Genomic DNA, 25019 nt, shown 5'->3' on the forward strand with positions numbered 1-25019 from the left:
AGGCTGGTCTGGCTGCGAGACTCTCCTTGGATGTAAGCCATAACGAAAAATGCTCCGTATCTTTCGATACGGAGCATTTTCATTGAGCGCTGCGCAGATTGCTAGGTTTTCACACAGTCTGCGAAGGCGCCTTCCCAATCAACATCAAGCCGTCAGGCCATCTCAGCCGTGGTTTCGAAGTCAAACGTCATTTCACCGTCCTTGATGTCGATGTGAACCACACCGCCATGCTCGGCCAGCTCGCCAAACAGAATCTCCTCCGCCAGCGGACGCTTGATCTTGTCCTGGATCAGACGCGCCATCGGACGAGCGCCCATGGCAGAGTCGTAACCACCCGCCGCCAGCCAACTGCGCGCCGCATCGGTAACTTCCAGCAGCACACGCTTGTCTTCCAACTGCGCCTGAAGCTCGGTAAGGAACTTGTCCACCACACTTTTGATGACCTCATGACTGAGGCGACCAAACTGGATAATGGTGTCCAGACGGTTGCGGAATTCCGGCGTGAAGCTCTTCTTGATCACTTCCATCGCATCGGACGAGTGGTCCTGATGGGTGAAACCAATCGAAGCACGAGCTGCCGTTTCGGCACCAGCGTTGGTGGTCATGATCACGATCACGTTGCGGAAGTCCGCTTTGCGCCCGTTGTTGTCAGTGAGCGTACCGTGGTCCATCACCTGCAGCAGCAGGTTGAAGACTTCCGGGTGCGCCTTCTCGATTTCATCGAGCAGCAATACGCAATGCGGCTGCTTGGTGATCGCTTCGGTCAACAGACCGCCCTGATCGAAGCCGACATAACCTGGAGGGGCACCGATCAGACGCGATACGGTGTGACGTTCCATGTATTCGGACATGTCGAAGCGAACCAGTTCGATCCCCAACGCCTTGGCCAGTTGCCGCGCGGCTTCGGTTTTACCGACACCGGTAGGCCCTGCGAAAAGGAACGACCCCACCGGTTTATCAGGCGACTTGAGGCCGGCACGGGACAGCTTGATCGCAGTGGACAGCGAGTCGATCGCCGCATCCTGACCAAACACCGTCAGCTTGAGGTCACGCTCCAGGTTACGCAGCAGTTCCTTATCGGAACTGGTGACGTGCTTCGGCGGAATACGCGCGATTTTCGCCACGATATCTTCAACCTGCGGCACTTCGATACGCTTGACGCGCTTCTCGACCGGTTGCAAACGCTGGTAGGCACCCGCCTCATCGATCACGTCGATGGCCTTGTCCGGCATGTGTCGATCATTGATGTAACGCGACGCCAGTTCAGCGGCGGCACGCAACGACTCATCGCTGTACTCGATGTTGTGGTGCGCCTCGAAACGACCCTTCAGGCCGCGCAGGATACCGATGGTGTCTTCCACCGACGGCTCGACGACATCGACCTTCTGGAAGCGCCGCGCCAAAGCACGATCCTTCTCGAAGATGCCGCGAAACTCCTGAAACGTGGTCGAGCCGATGCAGCGAATATCGCCAGACGACAGCAGTGGCTTGAGCAGATTCGAAGCGTCCATGACACCACCGGATGCAGCGCCAGCACCAATGATGGTGTGAATCTCGTCGATGAACAGGATCGCCTGAGGACGCTTTTTCAGCTCATTGAGCAACGCCTTGAAGCGCTTCTCGAAATCACCGCGATATTTGGTGCCCGCGAGCAGAGCACCGAGATCGAGCGAGTAAACAACGCTGCTGGCCAACAGATCAGGGACCTGGTTGTCGACAATGCGTTTGGCCAGGCCTTCGGCAATCGCGGTTTTACCCACGCCAGCCTCGCCGACCAACAGCGGATTATTTTTGCGCCGCCGCGCCAGGATCTGCGCGACACGCTCGACTTCCGACTCACGGCCGACCAGCGGATCAATCCGCCCCTGACGCGCGAGTTCGTTGAGGTTGCTGGCATAAGCATCCAGAGGATTGCCTGAAGAAGAAGACTCACCGCCCTCGTCGTCCTGCATGTCTTGCTCACCTTCAGAGTGATCGCCATGCCCCGGCACTTTGGAAATGCCGTGAGCGATGTAGTTGACGACATCGATGCGCGCAACGCTCTGCTGTTTCAGCAGAAACACGGCCTGACTCTCTTGCTCACTGAAGATTGCAACCAGCACATTGGCGCCAGTCACTTCGCGTTTGCCCGAGCTCTGTACGTGAAAAACAGCACGCTGCAGTACACGCTGGAAGCCCAGGGTTGGCTGGGTTTCGCGATCTTCGTCATGAACGGGGATCAATGGCGTGGTGGAGTCGATGAACTCCTGCAGGTCATGCTTGAGTTTGTCGAGGTTTGCGCCGCAGGCACGCAAAACGGTGGCGGCAGCCTCATTGTCCAATAAGGCCAACAGGAGGTGTTCGACGGTCATGAACTCATGACGCTTCGAACGAGCCTCCTTGAAGGCAAGATTGAGGGTGACTTCGAGCTCGCGGTTTAACATAGCTTCACCTCATACCCAAGTGGTCGGCGATTAACCGTCCTTCTCGATTTCACAGAGTAGCGGATGCTGGCTTTCCCTGGCGTACTGGTTGACCTGCATGGCCTTTGTCTCGGCGATGTCGCGGGTAAACACTCCACATACTGCCCGCCCTTCTGTGTGGACGGCCAGCATGACCTTGGTCGCCAGCTCGCGATTCAGGTTAAAAAACACCTCGAGCACTTCGACGACGAAATCCATCGGTGTGTAGTCATCGTTGAACAAAACCACCTTGTACATCGGCGGCGCCTGTAACGCAGGCTTTGCTTCCTGAACAGCAACGCCTGCCGAATCGTCGTCGTGCTCCTCTGGAAGATCCTTTTGGAGAAGCGGGCGATCCTGATTGAATGTTAGTCGAATCTGGCTGATTGCATGCATGGAAAGAAAGGTTCGTCAGTTGTGCAAATACAGTGGTGGGGGCGGCTGTACACGTTTTCAACTCCGACTGCCCGGTCACCTTGACTATCGGGAAAACGGTGTTACAACCAATAGAGCCCACAGTGGGTAAAAAAGATCCGCGGAGTCAATCCTTTTAACGGATTAGATTGCGGATGTCCTGGATGATACTCCAGCGTTGGAGTCTGTTGCAGAGGGATTTGAGCATGGCTGTCGGCAAGGTGAAATGGTTCAACAATGCCAAGGGGTTCGGGTTCATCAATACCGACGCCCGTGAAGGTCTAGACGAGGCTGGCAAAGATATTGATTTCTTTGCGCACTACTCCGCCATTGAAATGGACGGGTATAAAACCCTCAAGGCTGGGCAGGCCGTAAGCTTCGTGATCGCTCAGGGGCCCAAAGGCCTGCACGCGGTCAATATTACAGCGGTCGTAGCCACAGAAGAAAAAGAAACAGTCCCGGACACCTTTCGAGAACAAAAAGTTACCAGCTGACGCGTCAAAACCTTCAGCCATAAAAAACCGCCCCTCTATTATCCGAGAGGGGCGGTTTTTTGCATGCTTGCAGTTCTTACATATGCGAGATCAGCGCATCACCGAAGCCCGAAGACGACACCAGTTTGGCCCCATCCATCAGACGCTCGAAGTCATAAGTCACGGTCTTGGCACTGATGGCGCCGTTGGTGCCCTTGATGATCAGATCCGCCGCTTCGGTCCAGCCCATGTGACGCAGCATCATTTCCGCCGAAAGAATCAGAGAACCCGGGTTGACCTGATCCTTGCCGGCGTACTTCGGCGCAGTACCGTGGGTGGCTTCGAACATCGCTACGGTGTCGGACAGGTTAGCGCCCGGCGCGATACCGATACCGCCCACTTCCGCCGCCAGAGCGTCGGAGAGGTAGTCGCCATTGAGGTTTAGGGTGGCGATCACATCGTATTCGGCCGGGCGCAGCAGGATCTGCTGGAGCATGGCGTCGGCGATGGCATCCTTGACGATGACGTTCTTGCCGGTTTTCGGGTTCTTGAACTGCATCCACGGACCGCCGTCGAGCAGGGTCGCGCCGAACTCTTCGGCGGCCACTTCGTAGGCCCATTCCTTGAAGGCACCTTCGGTGAACTTCATGATGTTGCCTTTGTGCACGATAGTCAGCGAATCGCGGTCGTTATCGACCACATACTGCAGCGCCTTGCGCGCCAGGCGCTTGGTGCCCTCGAGGGAAACCGGCTTGACGCCGATACCGCAGTTTTCGTCGAAACGGATCTTGGTGACGCCCATTTCTTCTTTAAGGAATTTGATGACCTTGGTGGCTTCCGGCGAACCGGCCTTCCACTCGATGCCAGCGTAGATATCCTCGGAGTTCTCGCGAAAGATAGTCATGTCGACGTCGCCAGGCTTTTTCACCGGGCTTGGCACACCTTCGAACCAGCGCACCGGACGCAGGCAGACGTACAAATCGAGTTGCTGACGCAGAGCCACGTTCAGCGAGCGGATGCCGCCACCGACCGGGGTGGTCAGCGGGCCTTTGATGGAAACCACGTAATCCTTGACTGCGTCGAGCGTTTCCTGAGGCAGCCAGGTGTCCTGATCGTAAACCTGAGTGGCTTTTTCCCCGGCGAAGACTTCCATCCAGGAAATCTTGCGTTTGCCGCCGTATGCCTTTTGAACTGCAGCATCGACAACCTTGATCATCACCGGACTGATGTCAACACCAATGCCGTCACCTTCGATGAAGGGGATGATCGGGTTATCTGGAACATTGAGAGAATGGTCTGCATTGACGGTGATTTTGTCGCCGACGGCTGGAACCTGAATCTTCTTGTAACCCATGCTGAACTCCATTGTTTGGATTGAACATCTGGCTTGGTTCGAGCGTAACCCAGTTAAATCAACACGCAAACCCTCTGTTCAAGACGCAGGCACATCTCGTTTCGTACAACCCTGAAAGCAAAGGGAAAAGCGCCAAACTCAAGCATTGCGCAAGACTCTACGCCCCACCCCGCCCTGCGACCTTTAGACCAATGGACGAGAATCGTTGCATATGAACCATCGGCAGATTGCCAGCTACCTATGTATAATGCCGCCCGCTGACCAAAGGGTCACGACGGCTGGCCTCTCTAGCACGAGACTTTCCGCCTGTTTGGTTGAACTGTTACCGCAGTCCGACTGCTTGACGCTCAACGATGCACCCAACATCACCGCGAAGAATCTCGACATTCGGTTCATGGATGACTTTGAACGAACGCGCTTACCCGGCGCCCCTCGAGTTTCTGCGCACGCTTTAGCAAAGAAGAGAGAGTTAATCCGAATATGCCCACCCGCTCGAAGATCATCTATACCTTCACCGACGAAGCTCCAGCCCTCGCCACCTATTCCCTGCTGCCGATCATCGAGGCTTACACCGCCTCGGCCGATATCGCCGTGGAAACCCGCGATATCTCTCTTGCAGCACGCATTCTGGCCAGCTTCCCCGAGCAACTGGGCGACAAAGCCGTAGCCGATCACCTCGCCGAACTGGGCGACCTGGCCGTTACGCCTGAAGCCAATATCATCAAGCTGCCGAACATCAGCGCTTCGGTTCCACAACTGCAAGCCGCGATCAAAGAGCTGCAAGCTCAGGGTTACAACCTGCCGGACTACCCGGAAACCGTAACCAGCGATGCCGACAAAGACGCCAAGGCGCGTTACGACAAAGTCAAAGGCAGCGCCGTGAACCCGGTTCTGCGTGAAGGCAACTCCGACCGCCGCGCTCCGCTGTCGGTCAAGAACTACGCTCGCAAGCACCCGCACAAAATGGGCGCATGGGCCAAAGACTCCAAGTCCCACGTTGCTCACATGAGCACCGGCGATTTCTACGGCAGCGAAAAAGCCGCCCTGATCGACGCCGCTGACGCTGTGAAAATCGAGCTGATCGCCAAAGACGGCACCACGACCGTCCTGAAAGAAAAAACCACCGTTCAGGCTGGCGAGATCCTCGACTGCGCCGTGTTGAGCAAAAACGCCCTGCGCGCGTTCATCGCCGCAGAAATCGAAAGCGCCAAGGCACAAGGCGTGCTGCTGTCGGTTCACCTCAAAGCGACCATGATGAAGGTCTCCGACCCGATCATGTTCGGCCAGATCGTTGCCGAGTTCTATAAAGACGCGCTGACCAAGCACGCTGACGTGCTGGCCCAGATCGGCTTCAACCTGAACAACGGCATCGGCGATCTGTACGCTCGTATCAAGGCCCTGCCTAGCGATCAGCAAGCGCAGATCGAAGCCGACATGGCAGCGGTCTACGCCGCTCGTCCATCGCTGGCGATGGTCAACTCCGACAAAGGCATCACCAACCTGCACGTGCCGAGCGACGTTATCGTCGACGCCTCGATGCCAGCGATGATCCGTGACTCCGGCAAGATGTGGGGCACCGACGGCCAGTTGCACGACACCAAGGCTGTGATCCCGGATCGCTGCTACGCGACCATCTACCAGGCTGTGATCGAAGACTGCAAAGCCAATGGCGCCTTCGACCCGACCACCATGGGCAGCGTGCCAAACGTCGGCCTGATGGCGAAGAAAGCCGAAGAGTACGGCTCGCATGACAAGACCTTCCAGATCAAGGCTGACGGCGTGGTTCGCGTGACCGACAGCAAAGGCACCCTGCTGATGGAACAGGCTGTTGAAGCTGGCGACATCTTCCGCATGTGCCAGACCAAAGACGCGCCGATCCAGGACTGGGTCAAACTGGCCGTCAACCGCGCTCGCGCCAGCAGCACTCCAGCCATTTTCTGGCTCGATCCGATGCGCGCTCACGACGGCGTAGTGATCGAGAAAGTTCAGGCTTACCTGAAGGATCACGACACTGCCGGTCTGGACATCCAGATCATGGCGCCGGTCGACGCGATGAAGTACACCCTGCAGCGCACCCGCGAAGGCAAGGACACCATTTCGGTGACCGGCAACGTACTGCGCGACTACCTGACCGATCTGTTCCCGATCATGGAACTGGGCACCAGTGCCAAGATGCTGTCGATCGTGCCGCTGATGAACGGCGGTGGCCTGTTCGAAACCGGCGCCGGCGGTTCGGCACCGAAGCACGTGCAGCAACTGGTTGAAGAGAACTTCCTGCGCTGGGATTCGCTGGGCGAATTCCTGGCTCTGGCGGCATCCCTCGAGCATTTGGGTGTGAACTACAACAACCCGAAAGCGCTGGTTCTGTCCAAGACTCTGGATCAGGCCACTGGCCAGTTCCTCGACAACAACAAGTCTCCATCGCGCAAAGTCGGCAACATCGACAACCGCGGCAGCCACTTCTATCTGGCGATGTACTGGGCTCAGGCCCTGGCTGCCCAGACCGAAGACGCTGCACTGCAAGCGCAGTTCGCGCCCCTGGCTAAAACCCTGACCGAGAACGAAGCAACCATCGTTGCCGAGCTCAACGCCGTGCAGGGCAAGCCAGTGGACATCGGCGGTTACTACCACGCCAATGCCGAGCTGATCAGCAAGGCCATGCGCCCAAGCGCAACCTTCAACGCGGCGGTTGCTGCGCTGGTTTAAGGTTGTAATGCTGTAAAGAAGCCCCGGCCCAGTGCCGGGGTTTCTTTTTGTGGCGCTGGCCCATTTATCCTTGAGACACGACCCCATGTGGGAGCGGGCTTGCTCGCGAATGCATTGGATCAGTCAATAAAGATGTTGAATGACAAACCGTATTTGCGAGCAAGCCTGCTCCCACAGGGGATCAGGTTTCAACCAATAGATTGAGGAAGATTTATGGAATGGCTCCCCCACATCACCGTCGCCACCATCGTCGAGAACAACGGCCGCTTCCTGATGGTCGAAGAGCACAAGGCCGGGCGCAACGTACTCAATCAGCCTGCCGGCCATCTCGACCCGAACGAAACCCTGATCGAAGCTGCCATTCGCGAAACCCTTGAGGAAACTGGCTGGGACGTCGAACCCACCGGCGTCATCGGCATTTACCTGTACACCGCACCGAGCAACGGTGTCACCTACCAACGCGTGTGCTTCAGCGCCAAAGCCGTGAAGCACCACCCGGATTGCCCGCTCGACGACGGCATCGTCGGCGCCAAGTGGCTGACCCGCGACGAATTAATCGCCCAGCGCGATAACTGGCGCAGCGAGCTGATCATCCGCTGCATCGATGATTATCTGGCCGGCCATCACTTCGGCCTCGAACTGATCCGCCCTTCTCTTTAGCCTTGAGGCCGTGAGCCTGATAGAATCGCGTCCTTTTTCAAGACACTCATTGAATCCCTATGCGTGATCCAGCCCCTTCTGACACATCCAAGAAGCGCGTCATTGTCGGCATGTCCGGCGGCGTGGACTCTTCCGTTTCCGCTCTCCTGCTGATCGAGCAGGGCTTTGAAGTGGAAGGCCTGTTCATGAAGAACTGGGAAGAAGACGACGGAACGGAATATTGCACCGCCATGGACGACCTGGCGGACGCTCAGGCCGTGTGCGACAAGATCGGCATCAAACTGCACACTGCCAACTTCGCCGCCGAGTACTGGGACAACGTGTTCGAGCACTTCCTGGCCGAATACAAGGCCGGTCGCACGCCGAACCCGGACATCCTGTGCAACCGCGAGATCAAGTTCAAGGCGTTCCTGGACTACGCCATGATGCTCGGCGCCGACCTGATTGCCACCGGCCACTACGTGCGCCGCCGTGACATCGATGGCCGCACCGAACTGCTCAAGGGCCTCGATCCGAACAAGGATCAAAGCTACTTCCTGCACGCCGTCGGCGGCGAACAGATCGCCAAGACCCTGTTCCCGGTCGGCGAGCTGGAAAAACCGGCAGTCCGCGCCATTGCCGAAAAATACGAGCTGGCGACCGCCAAGAAGAAGGATTCCACCGGGATCTGCTTCATCGGCGAGCGTCGTTTCAGCGACTTTCTCAAGCAATACCTGCCGGCACAACCGGGCGAGATCAAAACCACCGAAGGCGAAGTCATCGGCCGTCACCACGGCTTGATGTACCACACCATCGGCCAGCGCCAGGGCCTGGGCATTGGCGGTTTGAAAGATGCGGGCGATGAGCCGTGGTACGTGCTGCGCAAGGATCTGGACAACAACGAGCTGATCGTCGGCCAAGGCAACAACCACCCATGGCTGTTCTCCAGCGCCCTGCTCGCCTCGGAAATCTATTGGGTCAACCCGATCGATCTGAGCCAGCCGCTGCGCCTGACCGCCAAAGTGCGTTACCGCCAAAGCGACCAGGCCTGCACCCTGGAAAAAACCGCCAGCGGTTACCGCGCAGTGTTCGACGAGCCGCAACGCGCGGTGACGCCGGGCCAGTCCGTGGTGTTCTATGACGGTGAAATCTGCCTCGGCGGCGGCGTGATCGAAGTCGCCGAGCCGTGGAGCGGCCAGGCATGAACCCGACTCAGGAGCAACTGACGGCGCTGGGCGGCGTGTTTCTCGCAGCCGTGCTGGTCGACCGGATCGCCAAGACCGGCCAGACCAACGAGGCCGGCCTGAGCTGCATGCTCGGCAGCCTGCTGGTGCGCGACCCGAAAGACACGCTGGACGTGTACGGCGGCGACGATATCAATCTGCGTGAAGGCTACCGCGCACTGATCGGCGCGCTTGAACGCGACCCGAGCACCTTGCAGCGCGAGCCATTGCGCTATGCCCTGTCGATGCTCGGTCTTGAGCGGCAACTGGCCAAGCGTGACGACATGCTCGACACCATCGGCAAGCGCCTGCCGCAGATCCAGTCGCAAGTTGAGCACTTCGGCCCGGCCCACGAAAACGTGGTTGCCGCGTGCGGCGCGCTGTACCAAGACACCCTGAGCACTTTGCGCCAGCGGATTCAGGTGCATGGCGACATGCGCAACCTGCAACAGCCGAGCAATGCCTCGAAAATCCGCGCCCTGCTCTTGGCCGGTATCCGTTCAGCACGCCTGTGGCGCCAGCTCGGCGGGCATCGCTGGCAGTTGGTGATCAGCCGGCGCAAGCTGCTCAAAGAGCTGTATCCGTTGATGCGCAGCGAGTAAATCGTCGCGCAATAAAAGCTTTGTAGTCTGTAACGCGTAATACGCCGGTCAGTTGGCGACGGACCGGCGGATTTTTTCATGTATGATACGCGCCCCATTTCGTTGCCCGACTGTCCGAGAACACCCCATGCAGCTCTCTTCGCTCACTGCGGTTTCCCCTGTAGACGGCCGCTACGCCGGCAAAACCCAGGCCCTGCGCCCGATTTTCAGCGAGTACGGCCTGATCCGTGCCCGCGTCCTGGTTGAAGTACGCTGGCTCCAGCGCCTGGCCGCCCACGCCGGCATCCCGGAAGTGCCAGCCTTCTCCACCGAGGCCAACGCCGTTCTCAATGAACTGGCTGAAAACTTCTCGCTGGAGCACGCCGAACGCGTCAAAGAGATCGAGCGCACCACCAACCACGACGTCAAGGCGATCGAATACCTGCTCAAGGAGCAGGCGGCCAAGTTGCCGGAGCTGGCCAAAGTCAGCGAGTTCATCCACTTTGCCTGCACCAGCGAAGACATCAACAACCTGTCCCACGCGCTGATGCTGCGCGAAGGCCGTGACGACGTGATGCTGCCGCTGATGCGCCAAACCGCCAACGCCATCCGCGAACTGGCCATCCGTTTCGCTGACGTGCCGATGCTGTCGCGTACCCACGGTCAACCGGCTTCGCCGACCACGCTGGGTAAAGAACTGGCAAACGTGGTTTACCGTCTCGAGCGTCAGATCACTCAAGTCGCTGCGGTGCCACTGCTGGGCAAGATCAACGGCGCTGTCGGCAACTACAACGCCCACCTGTCGGCCTACCCGCAGATCGACTGGGAAGCCAACGCCCGCGCCTTCATCGAAGACGAGCTGGGCCTGGGTTTCAACCCGTACACCACGCAGATCGAACCGCACGACTACATCGCCGAACTGTTCGACGCCATTGCGCGCTTCAACACCATCCTGATCGACTTCGACCGTGACATCTGGGGCTACATTTCCCTGGGTTATTTCAAACAGCGCACCATCGCTGGCGAAATCGGTTCGTCGACCATGCCGCACAAGGTCAACCCGATCGACTTCGAAAACTCCGAAGGCAATCTGGGTATCGCCAACGCGCTGTTCCAGCACTTGGCGAGCAAACTGCCAATCTCTCGCTGGCAGCGAGACCTGACCGACTCCACCGTACTGCGCAATCTCGGCGTCGGCTTCGCTCACAGCGTGATCGCTTACGAAGCCAGCCTCAAAGGCATCAGCAAGCTTGAGCTCAACGAGCAGAAGATTGCTGCCGACCTCGACGCTTGCTGGGAAGTATTGGCTGAGCCGATCCAGACCGTGATGCGCCGCTACAACATCGAAAACCCGTACGAAAAGCTGAAAGAACTGACCCGCGGCAAGGGCATCAGCCCTGAAGCACTGCAGACTTTCATCGACGGTCTGGACATGCCAGCCGAAGCGAAAGCCGAGCTCAAGCAACTGACCCCGGCCAACTACATCGGTAACGCTGTAGCGCAAGCCAAACGCATCTGATCGACCGCTTGACCCGTTTGAGACGCCCGGCCGCGCCGGGCGTTTTTATTCCCGTCTGAAAAGTGCTTTTTTTCAATAGGTTACATATGAATTCCGATATTCCTCTTCAACTTCTGGGCGGCCTCACGGCGCGCGAATTCCTGCGCGACTACTGGCAGAAAAAGCCACTGCTGATCCGTCAGGCGATTCCTGATTTCGAAAGCCCGATCGACGCCGACGAACTGGCCGGCCTGGCCCTGGAAGAAGAAGTCGAGTCGCGCCTGGTGATCGAGCACGGCGAGCGCCCATGGGAACTGCGTCGCGGCCCGTTCGCTGAAGACGAATTCAGCAAGCTGCCGGAAAAAGAGTGGACCCTGCTGGTCCAAGCGGTCGACCAGTTCGTGCCAGAAGTCAGCGAACTGTTGGAAAACTTCCGCTTCCTGCCGAGCTGGCGCGTCGACGACGTGATGATCAGCTTCGCCGCGCCGGGTGGCAGCGTCGGTCCGCACTTCGATAACTACGACGTGTTCCTGCTGCAGGGTCACGGCAAGCGCAACTGGAAAATCGGCCAGATGTGCGACTCCGAGAGCCCGCTGCTGCAACACGCGGATCTGCGCATCCTCGCCGAATTCCACGAAACCGAAGAGTGGGTTCTGGAACCGGGCGACATGCTCTACCTGCCGCCGCGCCTGGCCCACTGCGGCGTGGCCGTGGATAACTGCATGACCTACTCGGTCGGCTTCCGCGCCCCAAGCGCCTCTGAAGTACTGACCCACTTCACCGACTTCCTCAGCCAGTTCCTGACTGACGAAGAGCGCTACACCGATGCCGACGCGCAGCCGGCCAGCGACCCGCACCAGATTCAACACGACGCACTGGATCGCCTGAAAGCCCTGCTCGCCGAACACATGAGCGACGAACGCCTGTTGCTGACCTGGTTCGGCCAGTACATGACCGAGCCACGCTACCCGGAACTGGTGGCCGGCCCGGAAGATGTCGAAGAAGAAGACTTCCTCAGCGCTCTGCAAGATGGCGCCGTGCTGGTCCGCAACCCAAGCGCGCGTCTGGCCTGGTCGGAAGTCGATGACGATCTGCTGCTGTTCGCCAGTGGCCAGAGCCGTTATCTGCCAGGCAAGCTGCGCGAACTGCTGAAACTGATCTGCGCCGCCGACGCCTTGCACACCGACAACCTCGGCGAGTGGCTGAGCGATGAAGACGGTCGCGGCCTGCTGTGTGAACTGGTCAAGCAAGGCAGCCTGGGGTTTGCCGATGAATAAAATTCGCGTACGTGTCGCAGACTGGCAGAAGGACATCGCCGAGATCCGGCGCATTCGTGAAACGGTGTTTATCGCCGAACAATCGGTACCACCTGAACTTGAGTGGGACGCGGATGACGCGACCGCCGTGCATTTTCTGGCATTCGAAGGCGACTTTCCGATCGGCACTGCGCGCCTGCTGCCCGATGGGCACATTGGTCGCGTGTCGGTACTCAAAGACTGGCGCGGCATGAAGGTCGGTGACGCCCTGATGCAAGCGGTCATCGCTGAAGCTGAAGAGCGCGGCCTGAAGCAGCAGATGCTCAGCGCACAGGTGCAGGCCACGGCGTTCTACGAGCGTCTTGGCTTCAACCTGGTCAGCGAGGAGTTCCTGGAAGCAGGGATTCCGCATGTCGATATGGTTCGCCACTCGGCGTGATACCGCAGCGCGGCTTTCGCGAGCAAGCCGCCCCACCGGGAATCTCCAGCGAACACAGCTTTTGTGCCCAGCAGAGATCGACTGTGTGCCGGCTTGCTCGTGAAGAGGCCCTTGAGCGCATCTCAAAACGCCCCGCCATCCACCGATGACGGGGCGTTTTGCTGTCTACGATTCAACTTGCCCCACCCCAGGCCGACAAACTGGCAATATCAAGCCTTTCAAAAGCGGAGATAACGGACATGTCCCTACGCACCCTGCTCACCACCCTGCTGCTCGGTTGCAGCTTATCGGTGATGGCGGCCACTGAAATCGTGCCCCTCAAGTACCGCACCAGCGCCGACATGCTGCCGATGGCGCAAGACTTCATGAGCAAAGACGGTCAGGTCAGCGCCTATGGCAATCAACTGATCATCAAGGCCGAGCCGGACAAGATCCAGGAACTCAAGGCACTGATCACCCAACTCGATACCGCCCCCAAACGCCTGCTGATCACTGTCGATACCAACGAAAACAACCAGCAGAACACCGGCGACCAACAGACCCGGATCATCAACTACAGCACCGCCAGCCGTGATGGCGGCATTCAGCAGATTCAGGCCAGCGAAGGTGCACCGGCACTGATCCAGGTCGGCCAGAGCGTGCCGATCACCAGCAGCCAGAGCAACTCGTACGGCGACTACAGCAGCCAGACGCAATATCGCAACGTCACACAGGGCTTTTATGTCACCGCCAGCGTCACCGGCGACATCGTTCATCTGTCAATCAGCACCAATCGTGACCGCATGAGCCAGGAACGTCCCGATGTAGTGAACGTACAAAGTACCGACACAACGGTCAGCGGTCGCCTTGGCGAATGGATCACCCTCGCCGGGATAAACCGTGAAACCCAGTCCGACAAACAGAGCCAGAGCCGCAGCTACGCGACTCAAGGCCGGGATGACATGACTTTACGGGTGAAAGTCGACGCTTTGGACTAAAGCACCGAAAATTGACTGATTAGTCGTATTAGACGAAAGATGTAGTGCTTTAAAAAAAGCACTACAAAACGTTTGACGAGGCAAAAAAGCGAAGGCATGATGGCCTCGCTCCCGCTAATCAGAGGCCCTGGCAAGGGCCTTCGAAACGATGTTCGCACCCACCCCGCGAACCGCTTCGTGTCTGTACCGCCCACAAGGTGTGTTTGACGAGGTTGCCGACTGGAACGAAGTTGTCCCGAGGGACGGAAGCGTAATTGGGTAACCCGGCATCACACTGCAGTTCGTATAAAGGCCCACGACGCCCGAATGCGCCCGCCAGTTGCGCCTTTACCTGCTCACTTCCCCTCGAGCCCATCGTTCATCCCGTCGCCTACCCCGCCGAATCCGACTTGAGCACCTAAGCTTCTGGTCAGCGAGCGCAGGAATTTTCCACCGCAGAACAACTTTTCATAAAGACGCGACGAGGTTTATCTCCATGGCACTGACACGCGAACAGCAAATTGCAGCCCTTGAAAAAGACTGGGCTGAAAACCCGCGCTGGAAAGGCGTGACACGCACTTACTCCGCTGCTGACGTCGTCCGTCTGCGTGGCTCGGTTCAACCTGAGCACACCTTTGCGAAAATGGGCGCCGAGAAGCTGTGGAACCTGGTCACCCAGGGTGCCAAGCCGTCCTTCCGCCCAGAGAAAGACTTCGTCAACTGCATGGGCGCCCTGACCGGCGGCCAGGCTGTTCAGCAGGTCAAAGCCGGCATCCAGGCGATCTACCTGTCGGGCTGGCAGGTGGCTGCGGACAACAACTCCGCCGAATCGATGTACCCGGATCAGTCGCTGTACCCGGTGGACTCGGTGCCAACCGTGGTCAAGCGCATCAACAACTCGTTCCGACGTGCTGACCAGATCCAGTGGAAAGCCGGCAAGAACCCGGGCGACGATGGCTACATCGACTACTTCGCGCCAATCGTGGCGGACGCTGAAGCCGGTTTCGGCGGCGTTCTGAACGCATACGAGCTGATGAAGAGCATGATCGAAGCAGGCGCCGCCGGCGTTCACTTCGAAGACCAACTGGCTTCCGTGAAAAAATGCGGTCACATGGGCGGCAAAGTACTGGTTCCTACCCAGGAAGCCGTGCAGAAGCTGACCGCTGCGCGTCTGGCTGCCGACGTTGCCGGTACGCCGACCATCATTCTGGCCCGTACCGACGCTAACGCTGCTGACCTGCTGACCTCCGATTGCGACCCGTACGACCAGCCGTTCGTGACTGGCGAGCGCACTCAGGAAGGCTTCTACAAGGTCCGTGCCGGTCTGGACCAGGCAATTGCCCGCGGCCTGGCTTACGCGCCGTACGCCGACCTGATCTGGTGCGAAACCGCCAAGCCGGATCTGGAAGAAGCCCGTCGTTTCGCTGAAGCGATCAAAAAGGAATACCCGGACCAACTGCTGTCGTACAACTGCTCGCCTTCCTTCAACTGGAAGAAAAACCTGGACGACGCGACCATCGCCAAGTTCCAGCGCGAACTGTCCGCCATGGGCTACAAGCACCAGTTCATCACCCTGGCCGGCATTCACAACATGTGGCACAGCATGTTCAACCTGGCGCACGACTACGCCCGCAACGACATGACTGCCTACGTGAAGCTGCAAGAGCAGGAATTCGCTGATGCTGCCAAGGGTTACACCTTCGTCGCCCACCAACAAGAAGTGGGCACCGGCTACTTCGACGACATGACCACCGTGATTCAGGGTGGCTCGTCTTCGGTAACCGCGCTGACCGGTTCGACCGAAGAAGAGCAGTTTCACTGATCTGCTTCACCTGAGCAAACGGCCGTTGCGGGCCGGATAGAAAGCTAACCGCAACGCCGCACATCTGACGCCCCGACTGGTTTGGGGCGTTTTTTTTTGCCCGCAAACATCTCAAAGGCTCCCACAGGTTTTGTGTAGGACCTTTCTGAAAAAACATTGATCCAGAGCGCTATGGACGTCAGAAAAATCGTTTAAAACGGGCGATACCGCTACTTGCAGTAACGGGCATATAAGACAACTTCCTGATTACTGCCCCGCTAAACAGTTTAAAAATCACTCCAAACGATATCAATTATCATTTCGAAGTAACTATGTTCGTTACATTTCCCACAAAACATAATTCGCAGAAACCCGGCTAATGCCCGCTATGCTTGGGCTACGGGGCATTCGAGGTGCGCTATGTCCTTATTCCAATAAATAATTTCGCTATAGGAATTTTACTTGCAGGGTGTTTAGCCATAAAATCAGCGCGATTGATTGCTGCGACATATCGTCACTGCTTTATTTCTTTATCAAGCTCAGAGACCTTTGCTCTCTGTTAAGGATTACCAGCATGCCCGAAGCGACAGGACTCATGGCCCACAACTGGGGCTTTGCCATTTTCCTTCTGGGTGTAGTCGGCCTGTGTGCCTTCATGCTCGGTGTCTCCAGCCTCCTCGGGTCAAAAGCCTGGGGCCGCAGCAAAAATGAACCGTTCGAGTCCGGCATGCTACCTACCGGTGGCGCCCGCTTGCGGCTCTCAGCCAAATTCTATCTGGTCGCGATGCTGTTCGTGATCTTCGATATCGAAGCCCTCTTTCTCTTTGCATGGTCTGTGTCCGTCCGCGAAAGCGGCTGGACCGGATTCGTCGAAGCTCTCGTTTTCATAGCAATTCTGTTGGCAGGTCTTGTCTACCTGTTCCGAGTGGGCGCCCTTGACTGGGCTCCGGAAGCTCGTCGCAAGAGGCAAGCGAAGCTGAAACAATGAGGCTTTGGCAATGCAATACAATCTCACCAGGATCGACCCCGATGCTCCTAACGAGCAGTATCCGATTGGCGAACGGGAAACCGTTTCCGATCCGTTAGAGGATCAAGTTCACAAAAACATTTTCATGGGCAAGCTGGAAGACGTGCTGAGTGGCGCGGTCAACTGGGGACGCAAGAACTCCCTGTGGCCGTACAACTTTGGCTTGTCGTGCTGCTACGTGGAAATGACCACCGCCTTCACGGCGCCCCACGACATCGCGCGCTTTGGCGCCGAAGTGATTCGGGCATCGCCGCGTCAAGCCGACTTCATGGTTATCGCCGGAACCTGCTTCATCAAGATGGCGCCGATCATCCAGCGTCTCTACGAGCAGATGCTCGAGCCGAAGTGGGTGATTTCCATGGGTTCGTGCGCCAACTCCGGCGGCATGTACGACATCTACTCTGTGGTTCAAGGGGTGGACAAGTTCCTGCCCGTGGACGTCTACGTACCTGGCTGCCCTCCTCGTCCGGAAGCATTTCTGCAAGGCTTGATGCTCTTGCAGGAATCGATTGGCAAGGAGCGTCGTCCGCTTTCCTGGGTCGTTGGCGATCAAGGCGTATATCGCGCCGACATGCCTTCGCAGAAGGATGCGCGCCGCGAACAGCGAATCGCAGTCACCAACCTGCGCAGCCCTGACGAAGTCTGATCCAGATCTGTTCTGACAAAGAAACGAGAAGCTGGCTTCATTCTTTACGTTGACCGAAAGCGAAAAAATAACCATGACTACAGGCAGCGCTCTGTACATCCCGCCTTACAAGGCAGACGACCAGGATGTGGTCGTTGAATTGAACAACCGTTTTGGCGCCGAAGCGTTCACCGCTCAGTCGACCCGCACCGGTATGCCGGTGCTGTGGGTGGCGCGCGCCAAACTCGTCGAAGTCCTGACTTTCCTGCGCAACCTGCCCAAGCCGTACGTCATGCTCTATGACCTGCACGGCGTGGACGAGCGTCTGCGCACCAAGCGTCAAGGGCTGCCTTCGGACGCCGAATTCACCGTGTTCTATCACCTCATGTCGCTTGAGCGTAATAGTGACGTGATGATCAAGGTCGCCTTGTCCGAAAGCGACCTGAGCTTGCCGACCGTCACCAGCATCTGGCCAAACGCCAACTGGTACGAGCGCGAAGTCTGGGACATGTACGGCATCGACTTCAAAGGCCACCCGCACCTGTCGCGCATCATGATGCCGCCGACCTGGGAAGGTCACCCGCTGCGCAAGGACTTCCCGGCGCGCGCCACCGAATTCGATCCGTACAGCCTGAACCTGGCCAAACAACAGCTTGAGGAAGAAGCCGCGCGCTTCCGCCCTGAAGACTGGGGCATGAAGCGTTCCGGGCCGAACGAGGACTACATGTTCCTCAACCTGGGGCCGAACCACCCTTCGGCTCACGGTGCGTTCCGCATCATCCTGCAACTGGACGGTGAAGAGATCGTCGACTGCGTGCCGGACATCGGTTACCACCACCGTGGCGCCGAGAAGATGGCCGAGCGTCAGTCCTGGCACAGCTTCATTCCTTACACCGACCGTATCGACTACCTCGGCGGTGTGATGAACAACCTGCCGTACGTGCTCTCGGTCGAGAAGCTGGCCGGCATCAAGGTGCCAGAGAAGGTCGACGTCATCCGCATCATGATGGCCGAGTTCTTCCGGATCACCAGCCACCTGCTGTTCCTGGGTACTTACATCCAGGACGTTGGTGCGATGACCCCGGTGTTCTTCACCTTCACCGACCGCCAGAAGGCTTACACGGTGATTGAAGCCATTACCGGTTTCCGTCTGCACCCGGCCTGGTACCGCATCGGCGGCGTCGCACACGACCTGCCACGCGGCTGGGAAAAACTGGTGAAAGATTTCGTTGAATGGCTGCCAAAACGCCTCGACGAATACACCAAGGCGGCACTGCAGAACAGCATCCTCAAAGGTCGTACCATCGGCGTTGCCCAGTACAACACCAAAGAAGCCCTGGAATGGGGCGTCACCGGTGCGGGCCTGCGTTCGACCGGTTGCGACTTCGACCTGCGTAAAGCGCGTCCATACTCCGGCTACGAAAACTTCGAGTTCGAAGTGCCGCTGGCGGCCAATGGCGATGCCTATGATCGCTGCATGGTCCGCGTCGAAGAGATGCGCCAAAGCATCAAGATCATCGACCAGTGCATGCGCAACATGCCGGAAGGCCCGTACAAGGCGGATCACCCGCTGACCACGCCGCCGCCCAAAGAACGCACGCTGCAGCACATCGAAACCCTGATCACGCACTTCCTGCAAGTTTCGTGGGGCCCGGTCATGCCGGCCAACGAATCCTTCCAGATGATCGAAGCGACCAAGGGCATCAACAGTTATTACCTGACGAGCGACGGCGGCACCATGAGCTACCGTACCCGGATCCGCACTCCGAGCTTCCCGCATCTGCAACAGATCCCTTCGGTGATCAAAGGCAGCATGGTCGCGGACATGATTGCGTACCTGGGTAGTATCGACTTCGTTATGGCCGACGTGGACCGCTAAGCATGAACAGCACGCTTATCCAGACAGACCGTTTCACCCTCAGTGAAACCGAGCGCTCGGCCATCGAGCACGAGCTGCATCACTACGAAGACCCGCGCGCGGCGTCGATCGAAGCCTTGAAGATCGTTCAGAAAGAACGCGGCTGGGTGCCAGATGGCGCCTTGTACGCGATCGGCGAGATCCTCGGCATTCCGGCCAGCGACGTTGAAGGTGTGGCGACGTTCTACAGCCAGATTTTCCGTCAGCCGGTCGGCCGTCACATCATTCGCGTCTGCGACAGCATGGTCTGCTACATCGGCGGCCACGAGTCGGTGGTCAGCGAAATCCAGAACAATCTGGGCATCGGCCTGGGTCAGACCACCACCGACGGTCGTTTCACCCTGCTGCCTGTCTGCTGCCTCGGCAACTGCGACAAGGCACCGGCGCTGATGATCGACGACGACACCTTTGGTGATGTGCAGCCTGCTGGCGTTGCCAAACTGCTCGAGGGCTACGTATGACCCTGACATCTTTCGGCCCGGCCAACCGCATCAAGCGTTCGGCCGAGACTCACCCGCTGACCTGGCGTCTGCGTGACGACGGCGAAGCCGTATGGCTCGACGAATACCAGGCCAAGAACGGTTACGCCGCTGCGCGCAAAGCCTTCGCCGACATGGCTCAGGACGACATCGTCCAGACCGTGAAAGACGCAGGCCTCAAAGGTCGCGGCGGTGCAGGCTTCCCCACTGGCGTGAAGTGGGGCCTGATGCCCAAAGACGAATCCATCAACATCCGCTACCTGCTGTGCAACGCGGATGAAATGGAGCCGAATACCTGGAAGGACCGCATGCTGATGGAGCAACTGCCCCATCTGCTGATCGAAGGCATGCTGATCAGTGCTCGCGCACTGAAAACCTACCGTGGCTACATCTTCCTGCGTGGCGAATACACCACCGCCGCCAAGCACCTCAACCGTGCCGTGGAAGAAGCCAAGGCAGCAGGCCTGCTGGGCAAGAACATTCTGGGCAGCGGTTTTGATTTCGAACTGTTCGTCCACACCGGCGCTGGGCGTTACATCTGCGGTGAAGAAACCGCACTGATCAACTCCCTCGAAGGCCGCCGTGCCAACCCGCGCTCCAAGCCGCCCTTCCCTGCCGCCGTGGGCGTGTGGGGCAAGCCGACGTGCGTGAACAACGTTGAAACCCTGTGCAACGTGCCGGCGATCATTGCCGACGGCGTTGACTGGTACAAATCGTTGGCCCGCGAAGGCAGCGAAGACATGGGCACCAAGCTCATGGGCTTCTCCGGCAAGGTGAAGAATCCTGGCCTGTGGGAACTGCCGTTCGGCGTGACCGGTCGCGAGCTGTTCGAAGACTACGCCGGCGGCATGCGCGACGGCTTCAAGCTCAAGGCCTGGCAGCCAGGTGGCGCCGGTACCGGTTTCCTCCTGCCAGAACACCTCGACGCACAAATGTATGCCGGCGGCATCGCCAAAGTGGGCACCCGTATGGGTACCGGCTTGGCGATGGCGGTGGACGACAGCGTCAACATGGTCTCGCTGCTGCGCAACATGGAGCAATTCTTCGCTCGCGAATCCTGCGGTTTCTGCACCCCGTGCCGTGATGGCTTGCCATGGAGCGTCAAGCTCTTGATGGCCATCGAAGAAGGCCGCGGTCAGCCAGGCGACATCGAGACCCTGCTGGGGCTGGTCAACTTCCTCGGCCCGGGCAAGACCTTCTGTGCTCACGCACCGGGTGCCGTGGAGCCGTTGGGCAGTGCCATCAAATACTTCCGTCCAGAGTTCGAAGCCGGTATCGCGCCTGCAAGCGCCGCCGTCCCGCCTCTGGCAAGGCCGATCGTAATCGGCGCGTAAACGCTTAAAAAGGCGAAGGGTCCGTGCCCTTCGCCTTTCGTCCGATGACGCCTTTCGGGGCTGACTGGATTCGGACGGATAACAAGATTCCATTAGCCACGCCCGCTGACACCGGGCCAACGAAGACCTTTGAACCATGGCCACTATCCACGTAGACGGCAAAGCGCTCGAAGTCGACGGGGCAGACAACCTGTTACAGGCATGTCTGTCGCTGGGCCTCGACATCCCTTATTTCTGCTGGCACCCGGCGCTTGGTAGCGTCGGGGCCTGCCGCCAGTGTGCGGTCAAGCAGTACACCGACGAGAACGACACCCGTGGTCGCATCGTCATGTCCTGCATGACACCTGCCACCGACAACACCTGGATCTCCATCGACGATGAAGAATCCAAGGCGTTCCGCGCCAGTGTTGTCGAATGGCTGATGACCAACCACCCGCACGACTGCCCTGTGTGCGAAGAAGGCGGTCATTGCCACCTGCAAGACATGACCGTGATGACCGGCCACAACGAGCGCCGTTATCGCTTCACCAAACGCACCCACCAGAACCAGCAACTGGGCCCGTTCATTTCCCACGAAATGAACCGCTGCATCGCTTGCTACCGCTGCGTGCGTTTCTACAAGGACTACGCCGGCGGCACCGACCTCGGGGTGTTCGGCGCCCACGACAACGTGTACTTCGGTCGCGTTGAAGACGGCACCCTCGAAAGCGAGTTCTCCGGCAACCTCACCGAGGTCTGCCCGACCGGTGTGTTCACCGACAAGACTCACTCCGAGCGCTACAACCGTAAATGGGACATGCAGTTCGCGCCGAGCATCTGCCATGGCTGCTCGAGCGGTTGCAACATCTCTCCGGGCGAGCGCTACGGCGAACTGCGTCGCATCGAAAACCGTTTCAACGGTTCGGTGAACCAGTACTTCCTGTGCGACCGTGGCCGTTTCGGTTATGGCTACGTCAACCGCACCGACCGTCCACGTCAGCCGCTGCTGGCCGACGGCACGAAACTGGGCCTGGATCAGGCGCTGGACAAGGCTGCCGATCTGCTGCGCGGGCGCAACATCGTCGGTATAGGTTCGCCGCGTGCCAGCCTCGAAAGCAACTACGCGCTGCGTGAACTGGTTGGCGCCGAGCACTTCTACTCCGGTATCGAAGCGTCCGAACTAGAGCGCATCCGTCTGGTTCTGCAAGTGCTCAAAGACAGCCCGTTGCCCGTGCCGAACATGCGCGACATCGAAGACCACGACGCCGTATTCGTCCTCGGTGAAGACCTGACCCAGACCGCCGCCCGTATGGCCCTGGCCCTGCGTCAGTCGGTCAAAGGCAAGGCTGAAGACATGGCCGAAGCCATGCGCGTCCAGCCATGGCTCGACGCCGCTGTGAAAAACATCGGTCAGCACGCGCTGAACCCGCTGTTCATCGCCAGCCTGGCTGAAACCAAGCTCGACGACATCGCCGAAGAGTGCGTTCACGCCGCTCCCGACGATCTGGCGCGCATCGGTTTCGCCGTGGCTCACGCTCTGGATGCCAGCGCCCCTGCCGTTGAAGGTCTGGACGCTGAAGCTCTGGAACTGGCCAAGCGCATTGCCGACGCCCTGATCAAAGCCAAGCGTCCGCTGATCATCGCCGGTACTTCGCTGGGCTCCAAAGCCCTGATCGAAGCGGCGGCAAACATCGCCAAGGCTCTGAAGCTGCGCGAGAAGAACGGCTCGATCAGCCTGATCGTGTCGGAAGCCAACAGCCTCGGTCTGGCCATGCTCGGTGGCGAATCGGTGGATGCTGCGCTGCAAGCCGTGATCGACGGCCAGGCTGACGCCATCGTCGTGCTGGAAAACGACCTGTACACCCGCACCTCGAAAGCCAAGGTCGATGCCGCACTGAACGCTGCGAAAGTGGTGATCGTTGCCGACCATCAGAAGACCGCCACCAGCGACCGCGCGCATCTGGTTCTGCCGGCGGCCAGCTTCGCTGAAGGCGACGGTACGCTGGTCAGCCAGGAAGGTCGCGCCCAGCGCTTCTTCCAGGTTTTCGACCCGCAATACATGGACGCAAGCATTCTGGTTCACGAAGGCTGGCGCTGGCTGCACGCCCTGCGCTCGACCCTGCTGAACCAGCCGATCGACTGGACGCAACTGGACCACGTCACCGCGGCCGTGGCGTCGAGCACCGAGCAACTGGCACGTATCGTCGACGCTGCACCGTCTGCTGCGTTTCGCATCAAGGGTCTGAAACTGGCGCGTGAGCCGCTGCGTTATTCCGGTCGCACCGCGATGCGCGCCGACATCAGCGTTCACGAACCGCGTACTCCGCAAGACAAAGACACCGCGTTCGCCTTCTCCATGGAAGGTTACTCGGGCTCCGTCGAACCGCGTCAGCAGGTGCCATTCGCCTGGTCGCCGGGCTGGAACTCGCCGCAGGCCTGGAACAAGTTCCAGGACGAAGTCGGTGGTCACATCCGCGCTGGCGACCCGGGTACCCGCCTGATCGAAAGCACCGGTGATTCGCTGAACTGGTTCGCTGCCGCTCCACGTGCGTTCAACCCGGCGCCGGGCACCTGGCAAGCCGTGCCGTTCTTCCACCTGTTCGGCAGCGAAGAGAACTCTTCGAAAGCCGCCCCGGTACAAGAGCGCATTCCGGCTCCGTACGTTGCTCTGGCCAAGTCCGAAGCCGATCGTCTGGGCGTCAACGACGGTGCCCTGCTGAGCCTGAACGTGGCCGGCCAGACCCTGCGTCTGCCATTGCGTATCAATGAAGAACTGGGCGCAGGTCTGGTGGCATTGCCTGCGGGCATCGCTGGCATTCCACCGGCATTCGCCGGCGTATCCGTCGACGGTCTGCAGGAGGCAGCGCAATGACCTGGTTCACCCCTGAAGTGATCGATGTGATCCTCTCGGTCGTCAAAGCCATCGTGATTCTGCTGGCCGTTGTGGTCGCGGGCGCGTTGCTCAGCTTTGTCGAACGTCGCCTGCTGGGCTGGTGGCAGGACCGTTACGGTCCGAACCGCGTTGGCCCGTTTGGTATGTTCCAGATCGCCGCCGACATGCTCAAGATGTTCTTCAAGGAAGACTGGACCCCGCCGTTTGCCGACAAAGTGATCTTCACTTTGGCGCCGGTGGTGGCCATGTCCGCCCTGCTGATCGCGTTTGCGATCATCCCGATCACCCCGACCTGGGGCGTGGCGGATCTGAACATCGGCCTGCTGTTCTTCTTCGCCATGGCCGGTCTGTCGGTCTACGCGGTGCTGTTCGCCGGCTGGTCGAGCAACAACAAGTTCGCCCTGCTCGGCAGCTTGCGTGCCTCGGCGCAGACCGTGTCCTACGAAGTGTTCATGGGCCTGGCCCTGATGGGCATCGTGGTTCAGGTCGGCTCGTTCAACATGCGCGACATCGTCGAGTACCAGGCGCAGAACCTGTGGTTCATCATTCCGCAGTTCTTCGGCTTCTGTACCTTCTTCATCGCTGGCGTCGCCGTGACTCACCGTCACCCATTCGACCAGCCGGAAGCGGAACAGGAACTGGCTGACGGTTACCACATTGAATACGCCGGTATGAAATGGGGCATGTTTTTCGTCGGTGAATACATCGGCATCATCCTGATCTCGGCGCTGCTGGTCACCCTGTTCTTCGGTGGCTGGCACGGTCCGTTCGGCATCCTGCCGCAACTGGCGTTCGTCTGGTTCGCACTGAAGACCGCGTTCTTCATCATGCTGTTCATCCTGCTGCGCGCTTCCATTCCGCGCCCGCGTTATGACCAGGTGATGGATTTCAGCTGGAAATTCTGCCTGCCACTGACCCTGATCAATTTGCTGATAACCGCTGCGGTTGTGTTGTGGAACACACCTGCGGTTGCGGTTCAGTGA

The 25019-nt window shown here is 58.9% G+C and carries 20 protein-coding genes; 17 read left to right on the top strand and 3 right to left on the bottom strand.

Going from position 1 to position 25019, the window contains the following annotated elements; translation table 11 throughout:
- Positions 1–152 precede the first annotated feature (152 nt).
- Together clpA and clpS are read right to left on the bottom strand one after the other, a co-directional pair.
- Complete coding sequence (gene clpA / locus AACY02_RS24225; RefSeq protein ID WP_339434112.1) at positions 153–2423, bottom strand: ATP-dependent Clp protease ATP-binding subunit ClpA; 2271 nt, start codon at positions 2421–2423, stop codon at positions 153–155.
- A gap of 30 nt (positions 2424–2453) precedes the next feature.
- The gene (gene clpS / locus AACY02_RS24230) at positions 2454–2837 is read right to left on the bottom strand and encodes an ATP-dependent Clp protease adapter ClpS (RefSeq protein WP_016987405.1); all 384 of its coding nucleotides are present in this window, start codon (positions 2835–2837) and stop codon (positions 2454–2456) included.
- A gap of 224 nt (positions 2838–3061) precedes the next feature.
- Between clpS and AACY02_RS24235 the strand changes: the two genes are divergently transcribed.
- Positions 3062–3349: a cold shock domain-containing protein gene (locus AACY02_RS24235; protein ID WP_339434113.1), complete on the top strand. Its 288-nt coding sequence runs from the start codon at positions 3062–3064 to the stop codon at positions 3347–3349.
- A gap of 76 nt (positions 3350–3425) precedes the next feature.
- Here the strand turns inward: AACY02_RS24235 and icd are convergent, their stop codons facing one another.
- Complete coding sequence (icd, locus tag AACY02_RS24240; RefSeq protein WP_221730380.1) at positions 3426–4682, bottom strand: NADP-dependent isocitrate dehydrogenase; 1257 nt, start codon at positions 4680–4682, stop codon at positions 3426–3428.
- Between the two features lie 480 nt (positions 4683–5162).
- Here icd and AACY02_RS24245 point away from each other — a divergent pair, with 480 nt between their 5' ends.
- The 16 genes from AACY02_RS24245 to nuoH all read left to right on the top strand — a co-directional run bounded on the left by AACY02_RS24245 (position 5163) and on the right by nuoH (position 25019).
- A complete protein-coding gene (locus AACY02_RS24245; protein WP_339434114.1) occupies positions 5163–7388 on the top strand; it encodes an NADP-dependent isocitrate dehydrogenase in 2226 nt (741 codons plus the stop codon).
- Positions 7389–7601: 213 nt separating this feature from the next.
- Positions 7602–8048, top strand: a complete 447-nt coding sequence (locus tag AACY02_RS24250) for an NUDIX hydrolase (RefSeq protein ID WP_339434115.1) — start codon at positions 7602–7604, stop codon at positions 8046–8048.
- Between the two features lie 59 nt (positions 8049–8107).
- Positions 8108–9232, top strand: coding sequence for a tRNA 2-thiouridine(34) synthase MnmA (gene mnmA / locus AACY02_RS24255; protein WP_339434116.1), 1125 nt, complete (start codon positions 8108–8110; stop codon positions 9230–9232).
- Positions 9229–9852: a high frequency lysogenization protein HflD gene (hflD, locus tag AACY02_RS24260; RefSeq protein ID WP_221730384.1), complete on the top strand. Its 624-nt coding sequence runs from the start codon at positions 9229–9231 to the stop codon at positions 9850–9852. Before mnmA ends, hflD begins: the two co-directional genes overlap by 4 nt.
- Before the next feature lie 127 nt (positions 9853–9979).
- On the top strand, positions 9980–11350 hold the full coding sequence (gene purB / locus AACY02_RS24265) for an adenylosuccinate lyase (RefSeq protein WP_339434117.1): 1371 nt from the start codon (positions 9980–9982) through the stop codon (positions 11348–11350).
- A gap of 86 nt (positions 11351–11436) precedes the next feature.
- Positions 11437–12606, top strand: a complete 1170-nt coding sequence (locus AACY02_RS24270; protein ID WP_339434118.1) for a ribosomal protein uL16 3-hydroxylase — start codon at positions 11437–11439, stop codon at positions 12604–12606.
- Positions 12599–13024 (top strand): GNAT family N-acetyltransferase, encoded by a 426-nt coding sequence (locus AACY02_RS24275; RefSeq protein WP_007920197.1) that lies wholly within the window; start codon positions 12599–12601, stop codon positions 13022–13024. Before AACY02_RS24270 ends, AACY02_RS24275 begins: the two co-directional genes overlap by 8 nt.
- A 239-nt stretch (positions 13025–13263) precedes the next feature.
- Positions 13264–14001 carry a secretin N-terminal domain-containing protein gene (locus AACY02_RS24280; RefSeq protein WP_339434119.1) on the top strand — a complete coding sequence of 246 codons (738 nt, stop codon included), beginning with the start codon at positions 13264–13266 and terminating at the stop codon, positions 13999–14001.
- 475 nt (positions 14002–14476) lie between these two features.
- A complete protein-coding gene (aceA, locus tag AACY02_RS24285) occupies positions 14477–15802 on the top strand; it encodes an isocitrate lyase (RefSeq protein ID WP_016775277.1) in 1326 nt (441 codons plus the stop codon).
- Positions 15803–16355: 553 nt separating this feature from the next.
- Positions 16356–16769 carry an NADH-quinone oxidoreductase subunit A gene (locus AACY02_RS24290; RefSeq protein WP_003223812.1) on the top strand — a complete coding sequence of 138 codons (414 nt, stop codon included), beginning with the start codon at positions 16356–16358 and terminating at the stop codon, positions 16767–16769.
- A gap of 10 nt (positions 16770–16779) precedes the next feature.
- Entirely contained in the window at positions 16780–17454 is a 675-nt protein-coding gene (locus AACY02_RS24295; RefSeq protein WP_221730388.1) for a NuoB/complex I 20 kDa subunit family protein, read from the top strand.
- 73 nt (positions 17455–17527) lie between these two features.
- Positions 17528–19312 (top strand): NADH-quinone oxidoreductase subunit C/D, encoded by a 1785-nt coding sequence (nuoC, locus tag AACY02_RS24300; RefSeq protein ID WP_339434120.1) that lies wholly within the window; start codon positions 17528–17530, stop codon positions 19310–19312.
- A gap of 2 nt (positions 19313–19314) precedes the next feature.
- Entirely contained in the window at positions 19315–19812 is a 498-nt protein-coding gene (gene nuoE / locus AACY02_RS24305) for an NADH-quinone oxidoreductase subunit NuoE (protein WP_007920186.1), read from the top strand.
- On the top strand, positions 19809–21164 hold the full coding sequence (gene nuoF / locus AACY02_RS24310; protein WP_221730390.1) for an NADH-quinone oxidoreductase subunit NuoF: 1356 nt from the start codon (positions 19809–19811) through the stop codon (positions 21162–21164). The genes nuoE and nuoF overlap by 4 nt, the downstream gene beginning before the upstream one ends.
- 136 nt (positions 21165–21300) lie before the next feature.
- Entirely contained in the window at positions 21301–24015 is a 2715-nt protein-coding gene (gene nuoG / locus AACY02_RS24315; protein ID WP_339434121.1) for an NADH-quinone oxidoreductase subunit NuoG, read from the top strand.
- Entirely contained in the window at positions 24012–25019 is a 1008-nt protein-coding gene (nuoH, locus tag AACY02_RS24320) for an NADH-quinone oxidoreductase subunit NuoH (protein WP_339434122.1), read from the top strand. Before nuoG ends, nuoH begins: the two co-directional genes overlap by 4 nt.

The organism is Pseudomonas sp. EA_65y_Pfl2_P78 (genome assembly GCF_963970495.1).
GTDB lineage: Bacteria > Pseudomonadota > Gammaproteobacteria > Pseudomonadales > Pseudomonadaceae > Aquipseudomonas > Aquipseudomonas baetica_A.